This window comes from Natronotalea proteinilytica (assembly GCF_055379935.1).
The window spans coordinates 2,881,163-2,895,677 of record NZ_AP043947.1 but is presented as its reverse complement, the minus strand read 5'-3'; the positions used below and the strand labels follow the sequence as shown (position 1 = coordinate 2,895,677).

At 56.3% G+C, this 14,515-nt stretch carries 15 protein-coding genes and 1 pseudogene; 4 read left to right on the top strand and 12 right to left on the bottom strand.

Annotation, left to right across the window (positions count from 1 at the left end; translation table 11 throughout):
• Positions 1 to 363: 363 nt before the first annotated feature.
• A complete protein-coding gene (locus tag ACZ5AL_RS11550) occupies positions 364 to 1,704 on the top strand; it encodes a sensor histidine kinase (RefSeq protein ID WP_464510529.1) in 1,341 nt (446 codons plus the stop codon).
• A 19-nt stretch (positions 1,705 to 1,723) separates the two neighbouring features.
• Here ACZ5AL_RS11550 and ACZ5AL_RS11545 read toward each other — a convergent pair whose 3' ends face one another.
• The 6 genes from ACZ5AL_RS11545 to recO all read right to left on the bottom strand — a co-directional run bounded on the left by ACZ5AL_RS11545 (position 1,724) and on the right by recO (position 6,628).
• A complete protein-coding gene (locus ACZ5AL_RS11545; RefSeq protein WP_464510527.1) occupies positions 1,724 to 2,611 on the bottom strand; it encodes an SDR family NAD(P)-dependent oxidoreductase in 888 nt (295 codons plus the stop codon).
• Positions 2,612 to 2,695: 84 nt separating this feature from the next.
• Positions 2,696 to 3,157 (bottom strand): hypothetical protein, encoded by a 462-nt coding sequence (locus ACZ5AL_RS11540; RefSeq protein WP_464510526.1) that lies wholly within the window; start codon positions 3,155 to 3,157, stop codon positions 2,696 to 2,698.
• Entirely contained in the window at positions 3,111 to 3,434 is a 324-nt protein-coding gene (locus ACZ5AL_RS11535; protein WP_464510525.1) for a hypothetical protein, read from the bottom strand. Before ACZ5AL_RS11535 ends, ACZ5AL_RS11540 begins: the two co-directional genes overlap by 47 nt.
• A gap of 59 nt (positions 3,435 to 3,493) precedes the next feature.
• Positions 3,494 to 4,897: a magnesium transporter gene (gene mgtE / locus ACZ5AL_RS11530; protein ID WP_464510523.1), complete on the bottom strand. Its 1,404-nt coding sequence runs from the start codon at positions 4,895 to 4,897 to the stop codon at positions 3,494 to 3,496.
• Positions 4,898 to 5,132: 235 nt separating this feature from the next.
• Positions 5,133 to 5,513 carry a magnesium transporter MgtE N-terminal domain-containing protein gene (locus ACZ5AL_RS11525; RefSeq protein ID WP_464510522.1) on the bottom strand — a complete coding sequence of 127 codons (381 nt, stop codon included), beginning with the start codon at positions 5,511 to 5,513 and terminating at the stop codon, positions 5,133 to 5,135.
• 356 nt (positions 5,514 to 5,869) lie between these two features.
• On the bottom strand, positions 5,870 to 6,628 hold the full coding sequence (gene recO / locus ACZ5AL_RS11520; RefSeq protein ID WP_464510521.1) for a DNA repair protein RecO: 759 nt from the start codon (positions 6,626 to 6,628) through the stop codon (positions 5,870 to 5,872).
• A gap of 98 nt (positions 6,629 to 6,726) precedes the next feature.
• On the opposite strand from recO, the gene ACZ5AL_RS11515 reads away from it, so the two are divergent.
• Positions 6,727 to 7,179: a ComEA family DNA-binding protein gene (locus ACZ5AL_RS11515; RefSeq protein ID WP_464510519.1), complete on the top strand. Its 453-nt coding sequence runs from the start codon at positions 6,727 to 6,729 to the stop codon at positions 7,177 to 7,179.
• Between the two features lie 607 nt (positions 7,180 to 7,786).
• Here the strand turns inward: ACZ5AL_RS11515 and ACZ5AL_RS11510 are convergent.
• Positions 7,787 to 7,999, bottom strand: coding sequence for a hypothetical protein (locus ACZ5AL_RS11510; protein WP_464510518.1), 213 nt, complete (start codon positions 7,997 to 7,999; stop codon positions 7,787 to 7,789).
• A gap of 258 nt (positions 8,000 to 8,257) precedes the next feature.
• On the opposite strand from ACZ5AL_RS11510, the gene ACZ5AL_RS11505 reads away from it, so the two are divergent.
• The gene (locus ACZ5AL_RS11505; RefSeq protein WP_464510517.1) at positions 8,258 to 8,971 is read left to right on the top strand and encodes a response regulator transcription factor; all 714 of its coding nucleotides are present in this window, start codon (positions 8,258 to 8,260) and stop codon (positions 8,969 to 8,971) included.
• A gap of 241 nt (positions 8,972 to 9,212) precedes the next feature.
• On the opposite strand, the gene ACZ5AL_RS11500 is transcribed toward ACZ5AL_RS11505, so the two are convergent.
• The 3 genes from ACZ5AL_RS11500 to ACZ5AL_RS11490 form a co-directional block, all read right to left on the bottom strand.
• Positions 9,213 to 9,986, bottom strand: coding sequence for a hypothetical protein (locus ACZ5AL_RS11500; protein ID WP_464510516.1), 774 nt, complete (start codon positions 9,984 to 9,986; stop codon positions 9,213 to 9,215).
• Between the two features lie 186 nt (positions 9,987 to 10,172).
• Positions 10,173 to 11,357, bottom strand: coding sequence for a sialidase family protein (locus ACZ5AL_RS11495; RefSeq protein ID WP_464510514.1), 1,185 nt, complete (start codon positions 11,355 to 11,357; stop codon positions 10,173 to 10,175).
• 223 nt (positions 11,358 to 11,580) lie between these two features.
• A complete protein-coding gene (locus tag ACZ5AL_RS11490) occupies positions 11,581 to 12,267 on the bottom strand; it encodes a hypothetical protein (RefSeq protein ID WP_464510513.1) in 687 nt (228 codons plus the stop codon).
• On the opposite strand from ACZ5AL_RS11490, the pseudogene ACZ5AL_RS11485 reads away from it, so the two are divergent.
• A pseudogene (locus tag ACZ5AL_RS11485) lies at positions 12,266 to 13,467 on the top strand (IS3 family transposase). The gene ACZ5AL_RS11490 and the pseudogene ACZ5AL_RS11485 sit on opposite strands and share 2 nt — an antisense overlap.
• A 24-nt stretch (positions 13,468 to 13,491) precedes the next feature.
• On the opposite strand, the gene ACZ5AL_RS11480 reads toward ACZ5AL_RS11485, so the two are convergent.
• On the bottom strand, positions 13,492 to 13,704 hold the full coding sequence (locus tag ACZ5AL_RS11480) for a hypothetical protein (RefSeq protein ID WP_464510512.1): 213 nt from the start codon (positions 13,702 to 13,704) through the stop codon (positions 13,492 to 13,494).
• A 171-nt stretch (positions 13,705 to 13,875) separates the two neighbouring features.
• Positions 13,876 to 14,490: a LuxR C-terminal-related transcriptional regulator gene (locus ACZ5AL_RS11475; protein WP_464510510.1), complete on the bottom strand. Its 615-nt coding sequence runs from the start codon at positions 14,488 to 14,490 to the stop codon at positions 13,876 to 13,878.
• Positions 14,491 to 14,515 lie beyond the last annotated feature (25 nt).

The window sequence follows — 14,515 nt, the reverse complement described above, 5'->3', positions numbered from 1 at the left end:
AAGCACGTTCAGAAGAGCACGCACGTAAATTACAAGGGGCGTTGTGCTTAGGACAACGAACCGCAAATTCCCGTTCCGGGTGCCCCCCTTTGCCGTGTCACAGGTCAATCTTGGGGTGATGGTCATTTGTCCAAACATGCTGGGAAGAAACCCACAACCATGTCATTGCGAGCGCAGGGAGGAAGTGCTCTTGGGGTGCAATCTCATACTATCAAGTCAGATGCAGCCGTCCACTCAACGGCATGAGATCGCCACGTCAGTCGCAGGCTCCTTCCTCGCGATGACAATTTCGGACCCTAACATTCAGGTGTGACACAGCACTTCCATCCCTCCATCCTTTCACCCCTCCACCCTTAAATACCCATGCACAGACGCTACCGCATTCAAATTGCCTGGCGCGTTGCGGCGCTTGTTGCAACCGCCCTGGGCGGGGTATATCTTCTACTCGGGCCGGGATGGATTGGGGCGGCGCTGGTGCTCGGACTGGCGCTCGTGGTGCAGAGCGCATGGCTGGTTCAGTATCATGAGAAGGTGGTGTGCGACCTCAAGCGCTTCCTCGAATCGGTACGCTACGCCGACTTCTCGCAGGGCTACATCAGCGAGGGGCGCGGCCCGCTCTTCGACGATCTGAGCGACGCGTTCGAGGACGTCACCGATGCGTTTCGAAGCATCCGTGCCGAGAAAGAAAAGCAAGTGCAGTACCTGGAGCGCGTGGTGCGTCATGTGGATGTGGCGCTCATTGCCTATCGCGCAGACGGACGCATCGATCTCATCAACCGCGCGGCTCGACGCCTGCTGGGCACCGGACTGGTCCGTCAGGTGGAGACGCTCCGCGACACGAGTCTCGGCCTGGTCGATGCACTCCATACCCTCGGCTCAGGCGAAACGGAGATGATCGAGATCGCCTTATCCGATCAGCCGCCCTTGCAGGTGGCGGTGTCGGTGAGCCGCTTCCAGTTGCAGGGCACGGCGCATGCCATCGCCTCCCTGCACGACCTGCGCAACGAGCTGGAGGAGAAAGAGATGGAGGCATGGCAGCAGCTCACCCGGGTACTCACGCACGAGATCATGAACTCGGTGGCCCCGATCGCGTCGCTGGCGGGCACGGTACAGCGGCGGCTGGAGGCGAACGGTGCTGCGCTCCACGAAAACAGCGAAGCCGCCACGGATGTGCAAGAGGCTGCCGAAACCATTGAGCGTCGCAGCCGGGGACTCATCCATTTTGTGGATGCCTATCGCAGCTTTACCGACATCCGTTCGCCTGCGCTGGAGCTGCTTTCGGTGCGCGACCTGTTCGGATCTGTAAAGCGCCTGCTCCGCACCGCCATCAACGAGCGCGGACTGGACCTGAGTATTGATGTGCAGCCCGACACGCTATCCGTCACCGCCGATCCGGAGCTCATTGAACAGGTGCTCATCAACCTGATTCTCAACGCAATTCAGGCCGTAGAGGAGCAGCCAACCCCGCGCATCCGCCTGGCTGCCTACATCGACCGTCGCAGCCGTCCGGTGCTACAGGTCACCGACAACGGCCCCGGCATTCCGCCTGATGTGCGGGAGAAGATTTTCGTGCCGTTCTTTACGACGAAAGAGAACGGATCTGGCATCGGGCTCAGCCTGGCGCGTCAGATCATGCGTGTGCACGGCGGCACTATCAGTGTGCAGTCGGAGCCGGGGGCAACGACCGTGACGTTGCGGTTTTGAGCAAGGACAACACGAGTAGTTACGCCGTCGAGGTGCCATCCACCTCGATGTTGGCCCCCGACACGAAGTTGGCTCCCTCGGAGCTCAGGTGCAGCACCATCGCTGCGATGTCTTCGGGTTGGGCGAGGCGACCCATCGGGTGATTTTCGCCGGCCCCTTCGAGGCTACCGCCATAGAAGCGGCGCAGCAGGTCCGTCTCGGTGGCACCGGGCGAAAGCGTGAGGATGCGGAGTCCATCGCCCGCGTGGCGCTGGGCCGCTGAGCGCGACAGCCCGTGCACGGCGTGCTTCGAGGCCGCGTACGCGCCCCACGAACTGGAGCCGCGACTCGTCAGCACCGATCCGGTGTTGATGATCACGCCCGTTCCCTGTTCTACCATGACGGGGATTTCGTGGCGCATGGCGTAGAGCACACCATCGACGTTGGTGCGCATCAAATCGTGGTAGCCCATTTCACCCTCCATCGCGATGTCGTCGTAGCCGCCGTTGGGGCCTTCGATGCCCGCGTTGTTGAAAGCTACATCGACTGCTCCGTACGTATCGACACAGGCCGATACAAACGCCTCCATCTGGGCTTCTTCGCGCACATCGGCCTGCATGTACGTGGCCTCGCCGCCGGAATCACGGATGGAGGCTTCTACTTCTGCGCCCAGGTCTTCGCGGCGACCGCAGAAAAAGACCGATGCTCCTTCGTCGGCAAATGCACGCGCGGTCGCTTCTCCGATGCCGGAGGTAGCCCCCGTTATAAGCACGACGGTGCCGTCGAATCGGAGCGTCGTTTGCGTGGTAGCCGCAGCCGATGAGGGGGCAGCAAACGCGGCACCTCCAGCTGCCACCCCTGCTACAACGGCCCCACTACGTGTGAGAAACTGGCGGCGCGAGGGGGCGTCTTTGGATGTATCGGACATAAAAAAAAGAGTCGATGCGTGCAAAACCATGTAAGGCTCTGTACGCATCGACCCAAGGTGACGTTCTACGTTTGAGCGCAACCCTCACCAGTTCAGGCGGGCACCAAGGAATACCGGCACTTCGCCCGATACCGCCTGGTACACCGAGTGGGTGGAGTACTGGATGCCTCCGAGAAGTTCGACCTCGGCCAGACCACTCGGAAACGCAGTAGAGGCGTTGAGTCCGATGTGGGATACGACCAGGTCATCGCCCACATCCAGGTAGCCGGTGTCGAACCCGACCACGCCTTCCAGTTCAACGGGCTGCGTGCCCAGTTCGATTTCATGGCCCAGGCCCACCTTGCCGTAGAGCGCATTCACCGCCCACACGTCGTACACCAGAAACAGGCGCGGTGTAATGAGACCCGGATAGGCCGCTTCGCCAAAGATCTCGTGGCTGTGGTCGAGGTTCAAAGTGCCGTTATCAGTGAACGGTGCGGTGGTGAAGGTGTAGCCCACCTCAGGCGTCCAGCGCGTTGGTGGGAAGCGCCAGTATGGCTTCGGCATCAGCCTGAGACACCGTAAAGTCTTGTCCGTCGATTGGGGTGTCTACGTTTACGAATCCGACAAAGGAGAGGGCGCCAATGCCTACGCTGCCTTCGGCTTGCAGCACCGGACGCGCCGAGATGCGCTCGCCCTGGTCAATGAATGCGGAGAGAGTGCCCACCGAGGCTTCGGTCGATACGGTTTGCGCTGTGACGGGCGTCGTGCTGAATCCCATCATACCGATTACCACGGCAACCAGAAGCGCGCGAAAGTGGGTGGAGGACATAAAGCGAGTCATAACCAAGTAGAGGGTGTTTGTAGTGGGGGAAAGCGGACGTGCATTCTTGCAGTCCGACCTTACAGTCCGATGAGCACATTAATGAGCGTGAAGTAGAGCGCGAGGCTCACGAAGTCTTTGATGGTGGTGATAAACGGGTCGGCCCCGGAAGCGTGATCGAACCCCAACTTAACAAGGATCCAGGGCAACAAGAAGCCAAGTAGCGTAGCCAGTGGGATAACCACAGCCAGCGCGATGCCAACGGCAATGCCCAACTCGGGGATGTCGTTGGGAGCCCCCTGCCAGGCGTAGGCCACGGCACCACCCACCGTGCCAAGAAGGACGCCCATGATGAGCCCGACCTTCACCTCGCGAAACAGCTGCTTTCCAAAGCGCCGAATGTTAATGTGTCCGAGTGCAACCCCACGCGCAAAAATGGTGGTGGACTGTGTGCCTACGTTACCGCCCATATCCATAATGACCGGGATAAAGATGGCAGCGGCTACAACAGCAGCCAGCGTGTCTTCAAAGAAATCGATGACACCGCCGACGAGCAATCCGCCGCCCAGCGTGATTAAGAGAAAGAAGACGCGCAGGCGAATGGCATACGAGATCGGTCCTTGCGTCAGCTTTTTGCTGTAGATGACGTCTTTCTCATCGGAGGGGGTGAGCCCGCCAATGCCCGCCTTACGGTACATCGTCTCCGAGGCCTCTTCTTCGAGCACATCCATGATGTCGTCGAAAGCGACGATGCCCAGCATGGCTTCGTCGTCATCCAACACAGGCAGGGCAATGAGATCATAGCGCGCCAGTTTGCGGGCGGCGTCGAGTTCATCGCCACTGGCCTGCGCGGTGACGATGTCTGTTTTCATGATGTCGGTCAGCGTATCCGACGGGCGCGCCATGATAAGGTCTTTCATGGACACGGTACCTAGCAGGCGCTTGTTGTCATCGAGCACATAACCGTAGTAGATGGTGTCTACCTCGGCGGCGTGGGTGCGCATGTCTTCGATAGCAACTTCCACCTGCATGCTTGGGTCGAGCCGGATATAGTCGGTCGTCGTTACAGCGCCTACCGTGCCGGTTTCGTATGCGTTAAGGCGCAGCACATCCTGGCGCTCGCTATCTGACATGGCCTTCAAAACGGCCTTTGCTCGGTCTGCGGGCATGGCCTGCACAAGATCCACCCGGTCGTCGTGCGACATCACGGTGATCGTCTCCGCAAGCACCTCTACCGATAGTTGATCGATGAGCGTTTGCCGGTGCTCGGGGTTGATGAGCATGAAGGTGTCGGCCTGCATGGTGCGGTCGAGCAGGACGAACACCTCGGCAATCTCATCAATCGTGAGTTCGTTGAGGTGGTCGGCCAGGGTAACAGGGTGCAGGTCGTTACATAGATCTTGGACCCACTGAGTTTTTCCATTGTCAAGGTGCCGACGCAGTTGTTGCGTAATGGCTGTGTTGCTTGAGTCGTTTGCTGACATAGGTTTTCGTGTATGGTTGTAGCAATCTCCTGGCACTCCGTAGAGCCCAAGAGGCCCATGAAGCCGTGGAGCGTTGCGGGATTGAAAAACGATACGATGCGCGTGGAGATGTGCAAAGACGTTTGTATTGCAAAGGGCCTACGCAGGCAGACCTGCTGTGCCGTACAGACATACCTCACCTACATGCCTTCCTCGTGGAAGAACAAACCAGCGCATCGCCGGGGGGAGAAATCAGCTATGCAACTCGCTTAGGTACAGACGGGCGACGCGTGTCGCGGTCTGGGGAGCGAGCGGCCTCCAACAGGCGGCGTGCATGCGGCGACAGATGCCGCTTGATGTGCCGACGATCGGCAGGCGTGCAGTGCGCAAGCACCGAAGCCAGCCAGTCAGGATACATGTTTTCGGCCAGCACGCGCTGCATGTTGGGGGTGAAGTGAGGAAAGACCGCTGCCGCGGTTTCAACGTCGGCATAGCGCATAAACCGCCAGGCGTTCGTTGAGGAGAGCGATGCGGCAAAGTCCTTCACAGAGGCAGGAAACGCCTCATGATTGACACGCTTGAGAACGTCGCGTACGGGCGTGTCATCCCGTCGCTGTGTTGGGATAGGTGTAGTCATGGTTCACGCAATAGAGTTTGCGGGTGGAGGCAGCCCGCAGCGTGAAAAATTCCTCCGAAGAGAGGGGCTCAGCCACCGGCTGCCATCATAGAGTCTGATTCGATACTAGATCCAGAAGACATGGCCAGAAGCCTTTTATGAAACAAGTGAACTGGTTCTTGGAGCAAAGTCTGCGCGAAGCACAATCCGACTTGCTCCAAAACCATTAGCGCCGAACAGGGCAATTGTAACACAGGTTTCCCACATTTCTGTGTTAATGGATTGGTAACATTGGATTCGACAGGTTCGATGTGTAAAATCATGAGCATCCACCCGTCTTGTATCACACCTGAATGGTGGGATCCAAAACCAGCCGATTACACCGAACGAAGCTGTGCCAGCACGCGGCGGCACCGGTCGGGAATTTGTGTGTCGAAGTGATACCGCAGATACGCATCCACGAGGGCTTGCAACTCCTGACGCACAGCAGGCCGACATTCCATGCGAAGCACAGTATCAAGCGGGGCACGCGCCACAATCGCGTACGCTCGCAAGGCTGCACGCGAGGCTTTCCGAGTGGTGCTGGGTGACGCCGATAGGGGATAGACGCCGCCATCGGATAGCGAGAGCCAGCCTTCTTCATCAACCGCTTCCACCCGATCACGCTGGATGGCAGGGGCAATCCCCAGAGCCGCTGCTAAGCGGATCTGAAAGAACGGCCAGAGCAACACACGACGCGGCGGCGCATCATCGAGACGTCGCAGTACACGGACCAGCAATTCGTACGCCGCAGGTTGCCGACTTTCATCACCCAGCAGTGCATCCGCAAGCTCCACCATGCGCAACCCAATCGTGATCGGCGTCAGGCTTCTTCGAAGGGTGCGATAGGGTGCAATGTGGCTGCTCTCGCTAAGCATCTGCAGGCTGCGCGTGGGCTTGTAATAGAAGACCACCTGCGCGTGCGTCATCGGCTGCAGCGTAGCCCCAAACTTGCTTTTCGGGCGCCGGGCCCCCTTGGCCAGTACAGCGATCTTGCCTCGCGTTTCCGTAAACAACGTGGCAATGGTACTGCTTTCGCTGTAATCGAGGCTGCGTAGCACAACTGCCTCGGTCCGAATAATTTCGCGTTGGGCCATGAGTCAAGACGTTACGATAGCAGGAAAGCCGGGTCTATACCGTACACCGACATTGCACATCTGCAAACTGAATTAGGGGCATAGGTGAGGACAACCGTATGCGATGGCTCTACCACATTCAACAACACGTTGCGCTTACCTCGATTGAAACCACCGTGTTGCTGGTCTTGGCCGGGTTATTGATGCTTGGGAGCGGTGTACATTACTGGCGGATCCAGCAAGTTCCCCCACTGACCGATGCGGTTGCGGTACCGCCGGACAGTAGTCAGGTAGCCACCGATAGCGATTCGCTTGCTCCTGATAAGGAGGCGTCTGAATCCGTTGTGGCAGCGGCCCCGCCCCCGGCTGTCAACATCAACACCGCCGATGCCGAGGCACTCCAGCAACTTACTGGTATCGGTCCGGCGCTCGCGGAGCGCATCATTGCGCATCGGGATGTGTATGGCGGCTTCCGCTCGGTGGACGACCTGCAGCGCGTATCGGGCATTGGTCCGCGAACCGTTGAAACGATTGCCGACGAAGCGGTGGCTACACCGCCTGGCGCCGAGTAAACCGCGAGGGGCCACCGCACGGGCGTGCCAGAGACTCTCCATGCTACTCTGCCACACCTGGAAGTTAGGGGCAAGCTCTACGCTCCACCTCCCTCAAGAAAACCTGTCGCAAGGAAGGCGTACTTTCAGCAAAGAAGGGACTTGTACCGTCACAGCGTGCTGTGACGCCTCCAGGGGCTGTTCGAGGTTTAGCAGCTACTGGCGAACCAGCAACCCTGCCCATTTCGAGCGGAATCAATGATTCTGGACGTTGTCGGGGGGAGATCCCAGCTCTGCGGCGCCTTGGCTGGGATGACTATGCGTGTTGATAGCGCGCTCATGCTCTACCCAAACAATCACGTGTCACACAGCACTACTGCTCTGTCACACCTGATTGTTAGGGGCCAACATTGTCATCGCGAGGAGGGAGCCCTGCGACTGACGCGGCGCTGTGAGCGCTAGCGAACAAGTACTCTTGGGGTGCGATCTCATGCCGTTGATTGGGCGGCTGCATCCGGTCTGATAGCATGAGATTGCTTCGCTGCGCTCGCAATGACAAGATTGTAGATTTTCTCTCAGTACGTTAGGAGACACATGCGTTCCCCGAAGATTGATCTGTCACAGCGCACTACGAGGCCGAGGCGTCTTGCTGTTTAGGGCTCTGCTCCGCCTGCTTGGCGCGTTGCTCAGCCAAGCGCCGCTCCACGGCTTCGGGAGTCCATTGCTTGCTAACCTCCTCTTCGCGATCCAAAAATCGCCAGATGGGGACAAGGAGCAGGGCAGCCAGCGTGAAGAAAATTATGAGCGTGGGAATGGTGACCATCCAAAACAGCGAATCCATACCGACCATGGGGGCAATGCGAGAGGACACGACGGCGCCAAAGCGGCGCATGTATACACATTAACGCAGGGCGGATGGGTGCGTTCAGCATCTGTGGGGAAATCCCCTATTACACGTTTGGCAGAACCTGTTCCTTTGTTGTTAATTGGTACATCAGGCACGCGTATAGTTTGATAGGCAAAATCTGATGCGTTGCCTACTCCACGACTATACCATGTGGCTTCTGATCCTGCCGTAGATTTAACCGTCCACACCTATATGTACAACTCTTCTTCTGCCGCTTCCGCTCACCTGCTCATCGTTGAAGATGACCCGGAGGTGGGGGCTGGGCTCGAAGACTTTTTTGATCTGAAGGGGTACCATGTAACCCGTGTTACCGAAGGCGAAAAGGCTCTACAAGAGATCACAACGCTTCCGCCCTATGATTTGGTGATCTTGGATGTGATGCTGCCAAACAAGAACGGCTTTGAGATCTTGCGCGAAGCACGCAAGTCCGGGGTCGATTCACCGGTCATTATGTTAACCGTGAAAGGCGCTGAGGATGACAAACTTCGCGGCTTTAAACTGGGAGCCGATGATTATGTCACCAAGCCATTCGATGCCGAAGAGTTGGCCGCCCGAGTCCATGCGGTTCTCGAACGGACCGACACGCGTGGCATAGGCGACGAGGATGATACCTACTCGTTTGGCGAGGTCATCATTGACCTGTCCAATCAGTCGGCTCGTTCCAACGGCGAGAAGGTAGAGTTTACTGCACTGGAGTTCGACATACTGGTGTACTTCATTGAGCATCGGGGGCGCACCGTAAGCCGCAAGCAGCTTCTGCGGGATGTGTGGGGCATCAGTGGAGACATCACCACGCGCACGATCGACCGGCACGTAGCATCGCTCCGCAAGAAAATCGAACCCGACCCCACCGATCCGACCTACATCGAAACAGTGTATGGCATCGGATACAAGTTTGTGGCGTAGTCGAAAAATCTTCTCCAGGCGATCAGGGCCGCTCGATTGTGCAACGCCTGCTGAACGCCGGACAGGCCGTGGAGGCGTCGCAGCACGTATCTGTCAATTGCCACTCGGGATATCCGCTTCACTCCTGATCCCGGGCTACGGAACGGTGCAATGTGAGCAAAACCATAGCCGGGGATCGCTTGCGTCCCCGGCGATCTGGAATCACGTCGCTAAACACGTACCCGATGGATCATACATCGGGTTACCACCCTCCAAAGAAACCGCCACGGTTCACAAAGCCAAACGTACTTCCCATGGTATTGGGGAAGTCGCCCGGTGTGGCTGCAAATGCCCCTTCAATGGTAGCTGGAGGATCAAGAGGGCTCGGATACATCGGGGGGAAATCAGGCATATCGCCGTAGGGACGATCGCCCGTAGGCGGATTCGTTTGCAGCGAATCGTAAAACGCTTCTAGATCCTCCTTCGATGTGCTGATTTCAACGGCAGCTTCGAAGGTGAATGTGCCCTCAATCACCTCCTCGTCTGCACGCTCCACGGTGAGTGTGCCGTTTTGCAAGTTATAATTGTGGAGCGAGTCGGCGGTCGTACGCGCGTAGTTGGTGCTCAACTGCTCACCGAAAAACAGCCCGCTTTGCTCACAATCGGTGGGATCTGTACAGGGCATGTAGAATCCGATATCGTAGGTACCCTCTGTGAGCGGCTCCTCGCCAATGTGCATGAACGAGAGATTGTGGGCAATGCCCTCATCATCTTCCCCAAATAGTTGGACGGCGGTGAGCGTAATGCCCAGGTCTTCAAACGGAAAGACCATGGCCCCCTGGTCGTCAAACGACTCAGATCCTCCCAGAGCCGCCTGTCCGTTGATGGTTGCACTAAGTGGAGCGCTTACCTGGATGTCAGCATACGGATCAGGCAAGTCCTCCGCAGAGTCCACCGAGTCGCAACCGGTGGTGAGGACAAGCGCAAAGACAAGAACAAAGCACGTAGCGTATTGAGTCAGGGTAGATAATCGCATTGTTCTGAAGTTTGTTTGACGGCATTCTATCTATACGATGCAGCTGGAAATAGGCAAGAAACTGTTGCATGACAAGACTGCATCTGTACTTCCGAAAGTATGAATCCCGTGTGTAAGGATCAAGAGAGCGTTCCCCATTCTTTTTCCCTTCACGCATTCGTAACGCGGTTTGCAGTGCCCCGCCCCTTATTCGATCGTTCCTCGGCTGTAGTAAATAGCGGTCTGGTCGTTATAACGCATACGAAGTGCCGCGTGAACATCACCTGTGTCGTCGGTTGCAAGCCCGATACGCTGCGATGCACTGTCAGTGCCAAACAGGTTTTCAGGGGAGGTCCACGTTTCGCCCTGCCCACGGAGCAGATACGCCGGAAATGACGTAGTATTAAATGCCCCTTGCTGGAAGGCGACATTCATCGTTCCAGAACCATCCAAAACAGCCGATGGCGGGCTAATGAATCGGTTAGTCGAAAAGGAAGGCGTATAATTTGTGGCTTCTGACCAGGATTCCCCGCCGTCGTCCGAGCAACTTCCAAATACGGCGTTGGCACGCAAATCACCCGTCAGATCCTTCAGCCACACAACGTGAAGTTGATTCGCTGCTCCATAACGAATTACAGGAAGAAGGGCGGGCTCATCGAATCCTGAGCGGTCTACCAGCACGCCCTCTGACCATGTTTTCCCGTTATCTTCAGAATGTGTAACAAACAGGCTATTCCGATCTCGCTCTTCTTGGGTCGTATCAGGGGCCAGGTAGGTGACAGAAAGAACCCCTGTTTCGCTAAACGCGATATCAGGATCACCGGCGCCTACCTGTCCACCGATTGCTGTTTCACCGCCCGTCCACCCCGATGTGTTCCGAACAAAGTGTCGGATTTGAGAAGGTGTTTCTTCATTTTCCTGGGAAGTTAGCACGATATGAAGGTGTCCCTCATCATCAAAAGCAAATCTGCGTGGTGCGGTAAAGAACCCATCGCTGCGTGAAGCGAACACTTCTTCAGGAGACTGCCAGGTCTGGCCTCCGTCGGTGCTTTGGGTGTAGTACACAGCATCTGGTACAACGTCGGGACGCGGGGTGGCATCCTGCAGTCGTTCTCCCCACATGAGATGAAGCGTACCATCGGGTCCTTCGGCAAGCGTGGGATACATGGAAGGCGTATCGCTCTGTGACAGATTGACCGGCTCTGTCCACCCTGACGCCGTGCGCCGCACAACATACACATTCCGGGGTGTATTGAATTCAGCGGTTGTGTCAATTTTGTTGAATGCGATAAGAGGTTCACCGCCGTAAGTTGCTACATCAGCATGTGTTGCAATGCCATCTACATTGGCAGGCACCTGCTTCGGGGTGTCCCATGCTATTGAGGACGACAAGGCCCCTTCATCGCAGGCCCCCTCTTCAAGTTCTATGGGTTCTGTGCTTGTATCGCACCCAACTATCAGAACAGTTAGCAAAAAGCATAGCGCTGCTATTTGCATTATGTTGCTGTACACATTCATAGTTGTTGTTATGCAATGCGTGTGTGCACTAGTTATGCCGCATAAGTAAGGGCCCGGCTAAAGAATGCCGAGCCCTTGGCGTTTTGCCGTGCTTTAATTAGAAAGACCAGGTGTATTCCCAGGCATTGGTAAAGGTCTGAAAACTTACACTTCCATCTGGATACTCTTCCCCTTCATCATAAACAAAATGGTCACCGTGTTGCACATACCACGTATTTGTTTCATAATCGAAGGTAGCAGAAACTCCAGCGAAACCACCGTTAAAGCGATAGTCGTACCCTATGTGCGCCGGAAAAAAATCAACGTAAGACGAGCCGATTACATCCAAGTAGGTGACATTCTTTGTGGTCCCAGTGTAGGATCCCATCGATACGATTGAAAGAAAAGAATTGGGATTGACATACGATCCAAAATATGCTGTCCAGTCGCTTGATGAGAGAGCACTGGTGCCTTCCACAACAGGCACCGTGTTCTCCGCATCTACCGTAGCATTGAAGTCAACTTTGTCAGCATCAACGGCTTGATCGCGTATGTCTTGGGATGGTTCAGCTTCAGTTCCTACACTTTGATCCTGAAGCTGTATGTCTGGGCGCGTAGATGGAATCTGATATCCGTCAGGAGCGCGCGACTGGATGTGATTGGTGATGCTGTCAGGGACAGAGTATTGGTCTGTCGAGTAAACTCCTGATTCTAGATCAAGCGGAAGCCCATGACCTTCCCCCAGTTTGGCGGACACCTCGGAAAGGCGTATATTCTCTGATCCACAATCAACCGAGGTGACCATGACAAAACGACGAACGTATACCAGGGCGTTTAAACTTGAAGCCGTTGAACTGGCCGACCGGATCGGCAACACAGCTCAAGCAGAGCGTGATCTGGGGATTCCCGACGGCCAGATCTATAAGTGGCGCGCGAAGCTCAAAAAGGAGAGCGCCCCGAAGAAGGCGTTTCCGGGAAAAGGCAAGGTGAGGGATGCTGAGATGAACGCCCTCAAGCGGCGCCTCGCTCGCGTTGAAGAGGAGAACGCAATCCTAAAAAAAGCGATCGGTATCTTCAGCACTGCTCCCGTAGAGCGACGCCTACGCTGAGATACCGGTTCATCGAAGCCCATCGTGGGCAATTTGCCGTGAGCAGGATGTGTGCGGTGCTTCGTGTCAGTCGGAGTGGATACTACGACTGGCGCCGACGGCACGGCACCAAAAGTAGGCGAGCGGCGGCGAACCAAGTGCTGTTGCGCCAGATCCGAGAGGAGTTTGAGATCTCCGATCAGACGTACGGAAGTCCGCGCATCTGTCGCCAACTACGATCAAACGGCAGAGGCTGTGGCGAAAACAGAGTGGCCCGGTTGATGCGCAAAGCCGGCCTGAGGGCTATGAGGCCTGCTCGGACCAGGCCCCGCACCACGGTCTCAGATCCGCAGCTTCCAACGTTTGAGAACATATTGGCGCAAGATTTTACCGCTGAGGCTCCCGACGTGAAGTGGGCAGCAGACATCACCTACATCCCGACCGATGCAGGCTGGCTCTACCTGTCGGTGGTGTTAGATCTTTCGTCGCGGCGTGTCGTTGGCTGGGCCATGAAAGAGACGTTGGGGCGAGCACTGGCCACTGAGGCACTGGAGATGGCCCTGCGTCAGCGCACTCCCAATGCGGGGCTGATCCATCACAGTGATCGCGGCTGTCAGTACGCTTCAAAAGACCAGCGGGCGATTTTGGCGGATCACCATCTTCGCGGAAGCATGAGCCGGCGAGGGAACTGCCTGGACAACGCCTCAGTCGAGAGCTTTTTCGGAACGCTGAAGACCGAGCGCGTCCATCGCCGGCGATACCGTACCCGATCGGAAGCGAAGCAGGACCTTTTTCAGTACATTGAGGTGTGGTACAACCGCAAACGCCTCCACTCGGCGCTCGGATATGTGAGTCCGGTGGAGTTTGAGGCCCGGTATGACGACACTGCAACGGCCTCTGTGAGTGCTGAACGATGATTAGCATTCAGGTACTCTTCCTTTCTAAACTGTCCGTTCAATCGGGGGAAGGTCACCAAAGGCATTCAGTCGCTTGTCCTGGATATCATCGGTAGACTCAACAGAGCGTTCTGGAGCTGGGATCTGGTCACTCCCTTCCTCTACCTCAACCGGGGTTTCTTGATCACATCCAGTTAGTCCCCCAAGCATTAAAGCAAGTCCAACCACCAATGCGAGTGAGCGGCGTATCGATTGCATAACCATTATTTTAAAGATATTCGATGAAAAGCAACCGACTATGATGCGTTGTTTACTACCAGCTTCATAACTTCTTGTTATCTATCGGTCGATAGAATCTTGATGTGACAACCGATACATTTTTGCTATTTGTGCGATTGTTGCATACGCAGCCACGTTGGCACGTCATTCTCACCCCCCCCATACTATGAGCTTAAGCCGAGAGGGCATCTCCAGCTTTTGAAGGATGTGATGTACATGGTTTTTAACTGTGCCGGTGCTCACATGCAAGGTCTCGGCAATCTCAGCGTTGGTCTGTCCCTGCATCAGAGTGGCCAGAACATCACATTCTCGTGGCGTCAGTTGGCGTAGCCGGTCATGCACTGCGGTCTGCCCAGGCAGCAACTGTCTTGATAGTTGCGGGCTGATCCATCCGTCTTGACCGGTCGCGGTGCCGCGCAGCACTTCGAGCACGAATTCAGGCGTGTCCGATGTCGTGAGGTACGCTGAGGCACCGGCATCAAACATCGCTTCGGCCATCCAAGCCTGGGAAATCTGACTCAGCACTACAACGCGTGTCTTCACGTCACTTGAAGTGATTGATCTCACGATTTTGGTGGTTGGCGGCTTTTCAAAAGAGGTTCCAATAACTGCAACATCGGGCGAGTCATTGCGCACGCCCTCCAGGGCTGTTGCGCCACAGTCTGTGGTATCCACCGTCTGGAAGTGCGTCGCATGGTTGAGCCATGTGTCGAGCACTGCCCCCATGAGTAGATGGGGAACGGCGATAAAAATGCGAATAGACATTGGATATTTGTAGCTATGATGCGAG

Excerpts from the sequence above, each read along its gene's own strand:
- ACZ5AL_RS11550 (WP_464510529.1), top strand. The coding sequence starts at position 364 with ATGCACAGACGCTACCGCATTCAAATTGCCTGGCGCGTTGCGGCGCTT.
- ACZ5AL_RS11545 (WP_464510527.1), bottom strand. The coding sequence starts at position 2,611 with ATGTCCGATACATCCAAAGACGCCCCCTCGCGCCGCCAGTTTCTCACA.
- ACZ5AL_RS11540 (WP_464510526.1), bottom strand. The coding sequence starts at position 3,157 with ATGCCGAAGCCATACTGGCGCTTCCCACCAACGCGCTGGACGCCTGAG.
- ACZ5AL_RS11535 (WP_464510525.1), bottom strand. The coding sequence starts at position 3,434 with ATGACTCGCTTTATGTCCTCCACCCACTTTCGCGCGCTTCTGGTTGCC.
- mgtE (WP_464510523.1), bottom strand. The coding sequence starts at position 4,897 with ATGTCAGCAAACGACTCAAGCAACACAGCCATTACGCAACAACTGCGT.
- ACZ5AL_RS11525 (WP_464510522.1), bottom strand. The coding sequence starts at position 5,513 with ATGACTACACCTATCCCAACACAGCGACGGGATGACACGCCCGTACGC.
- recO (WP_464510521.1), bottom strand. The coding sequence starts at position 6,628 with ATGGCCCAACGCGAAATTATTCGGACCGAGGCAGTTGTGCTACGCAGC.
- ACZ5AL_RS11515 (WP_464510519.1), top strand. The coding sequence starts at position 6,727 with ATGCGATGGCTCTACCACATTCAACAACACGTTGCGCTTACCTCGATT.
- ACZ5AL_RS11510 (WP_464510518.1), bottom strand. The coding sequence starts at position 7,999 with ATGGATTCGCTGTTTTGGATGGTCACCATTCCCACGCTCATAATTTTC.
- ACZ5AL_RS11505 (WP_464510517.1), top strand. The coding sequence starts at position 8,258 with ATGTACAACTCTTCTTCTGCCGCTTCCGCTCACCTGCTCATCGTTGAA.
- ACZ5AL_RS11500 (WP_464510516.1), bottom strand. The coding sequence starts at position 9,986 with ATGCGATTATCTACCCTGACTCAATACGCTACGTGCTTTGTTCTTGTC.
- ACZ5AL_RS11490 (WP_464510513.1), bottom strand. The coding sequence starts at position 12,267 with ATGGTCACCTCGGTTGATTGTGGATCAGAGAATATACGCCTTTCCGAG.
- ACZ5AL_RS11480 (WP_464510512.1), bottom strand. The coding sequence starts at position 13,704 with ATGCAATCGATACGCCGCTCACTCGCATTGGTGGTTGGACTTGCTTTA.
- ACZ5AL_RS11475 (WP_464510510.1), bottom strand. The coding sequence starts at position 14,490 with ATGTCTATTCGCATTTTTATCGCCGTTCCCCATCTACTCATGGGGGCA.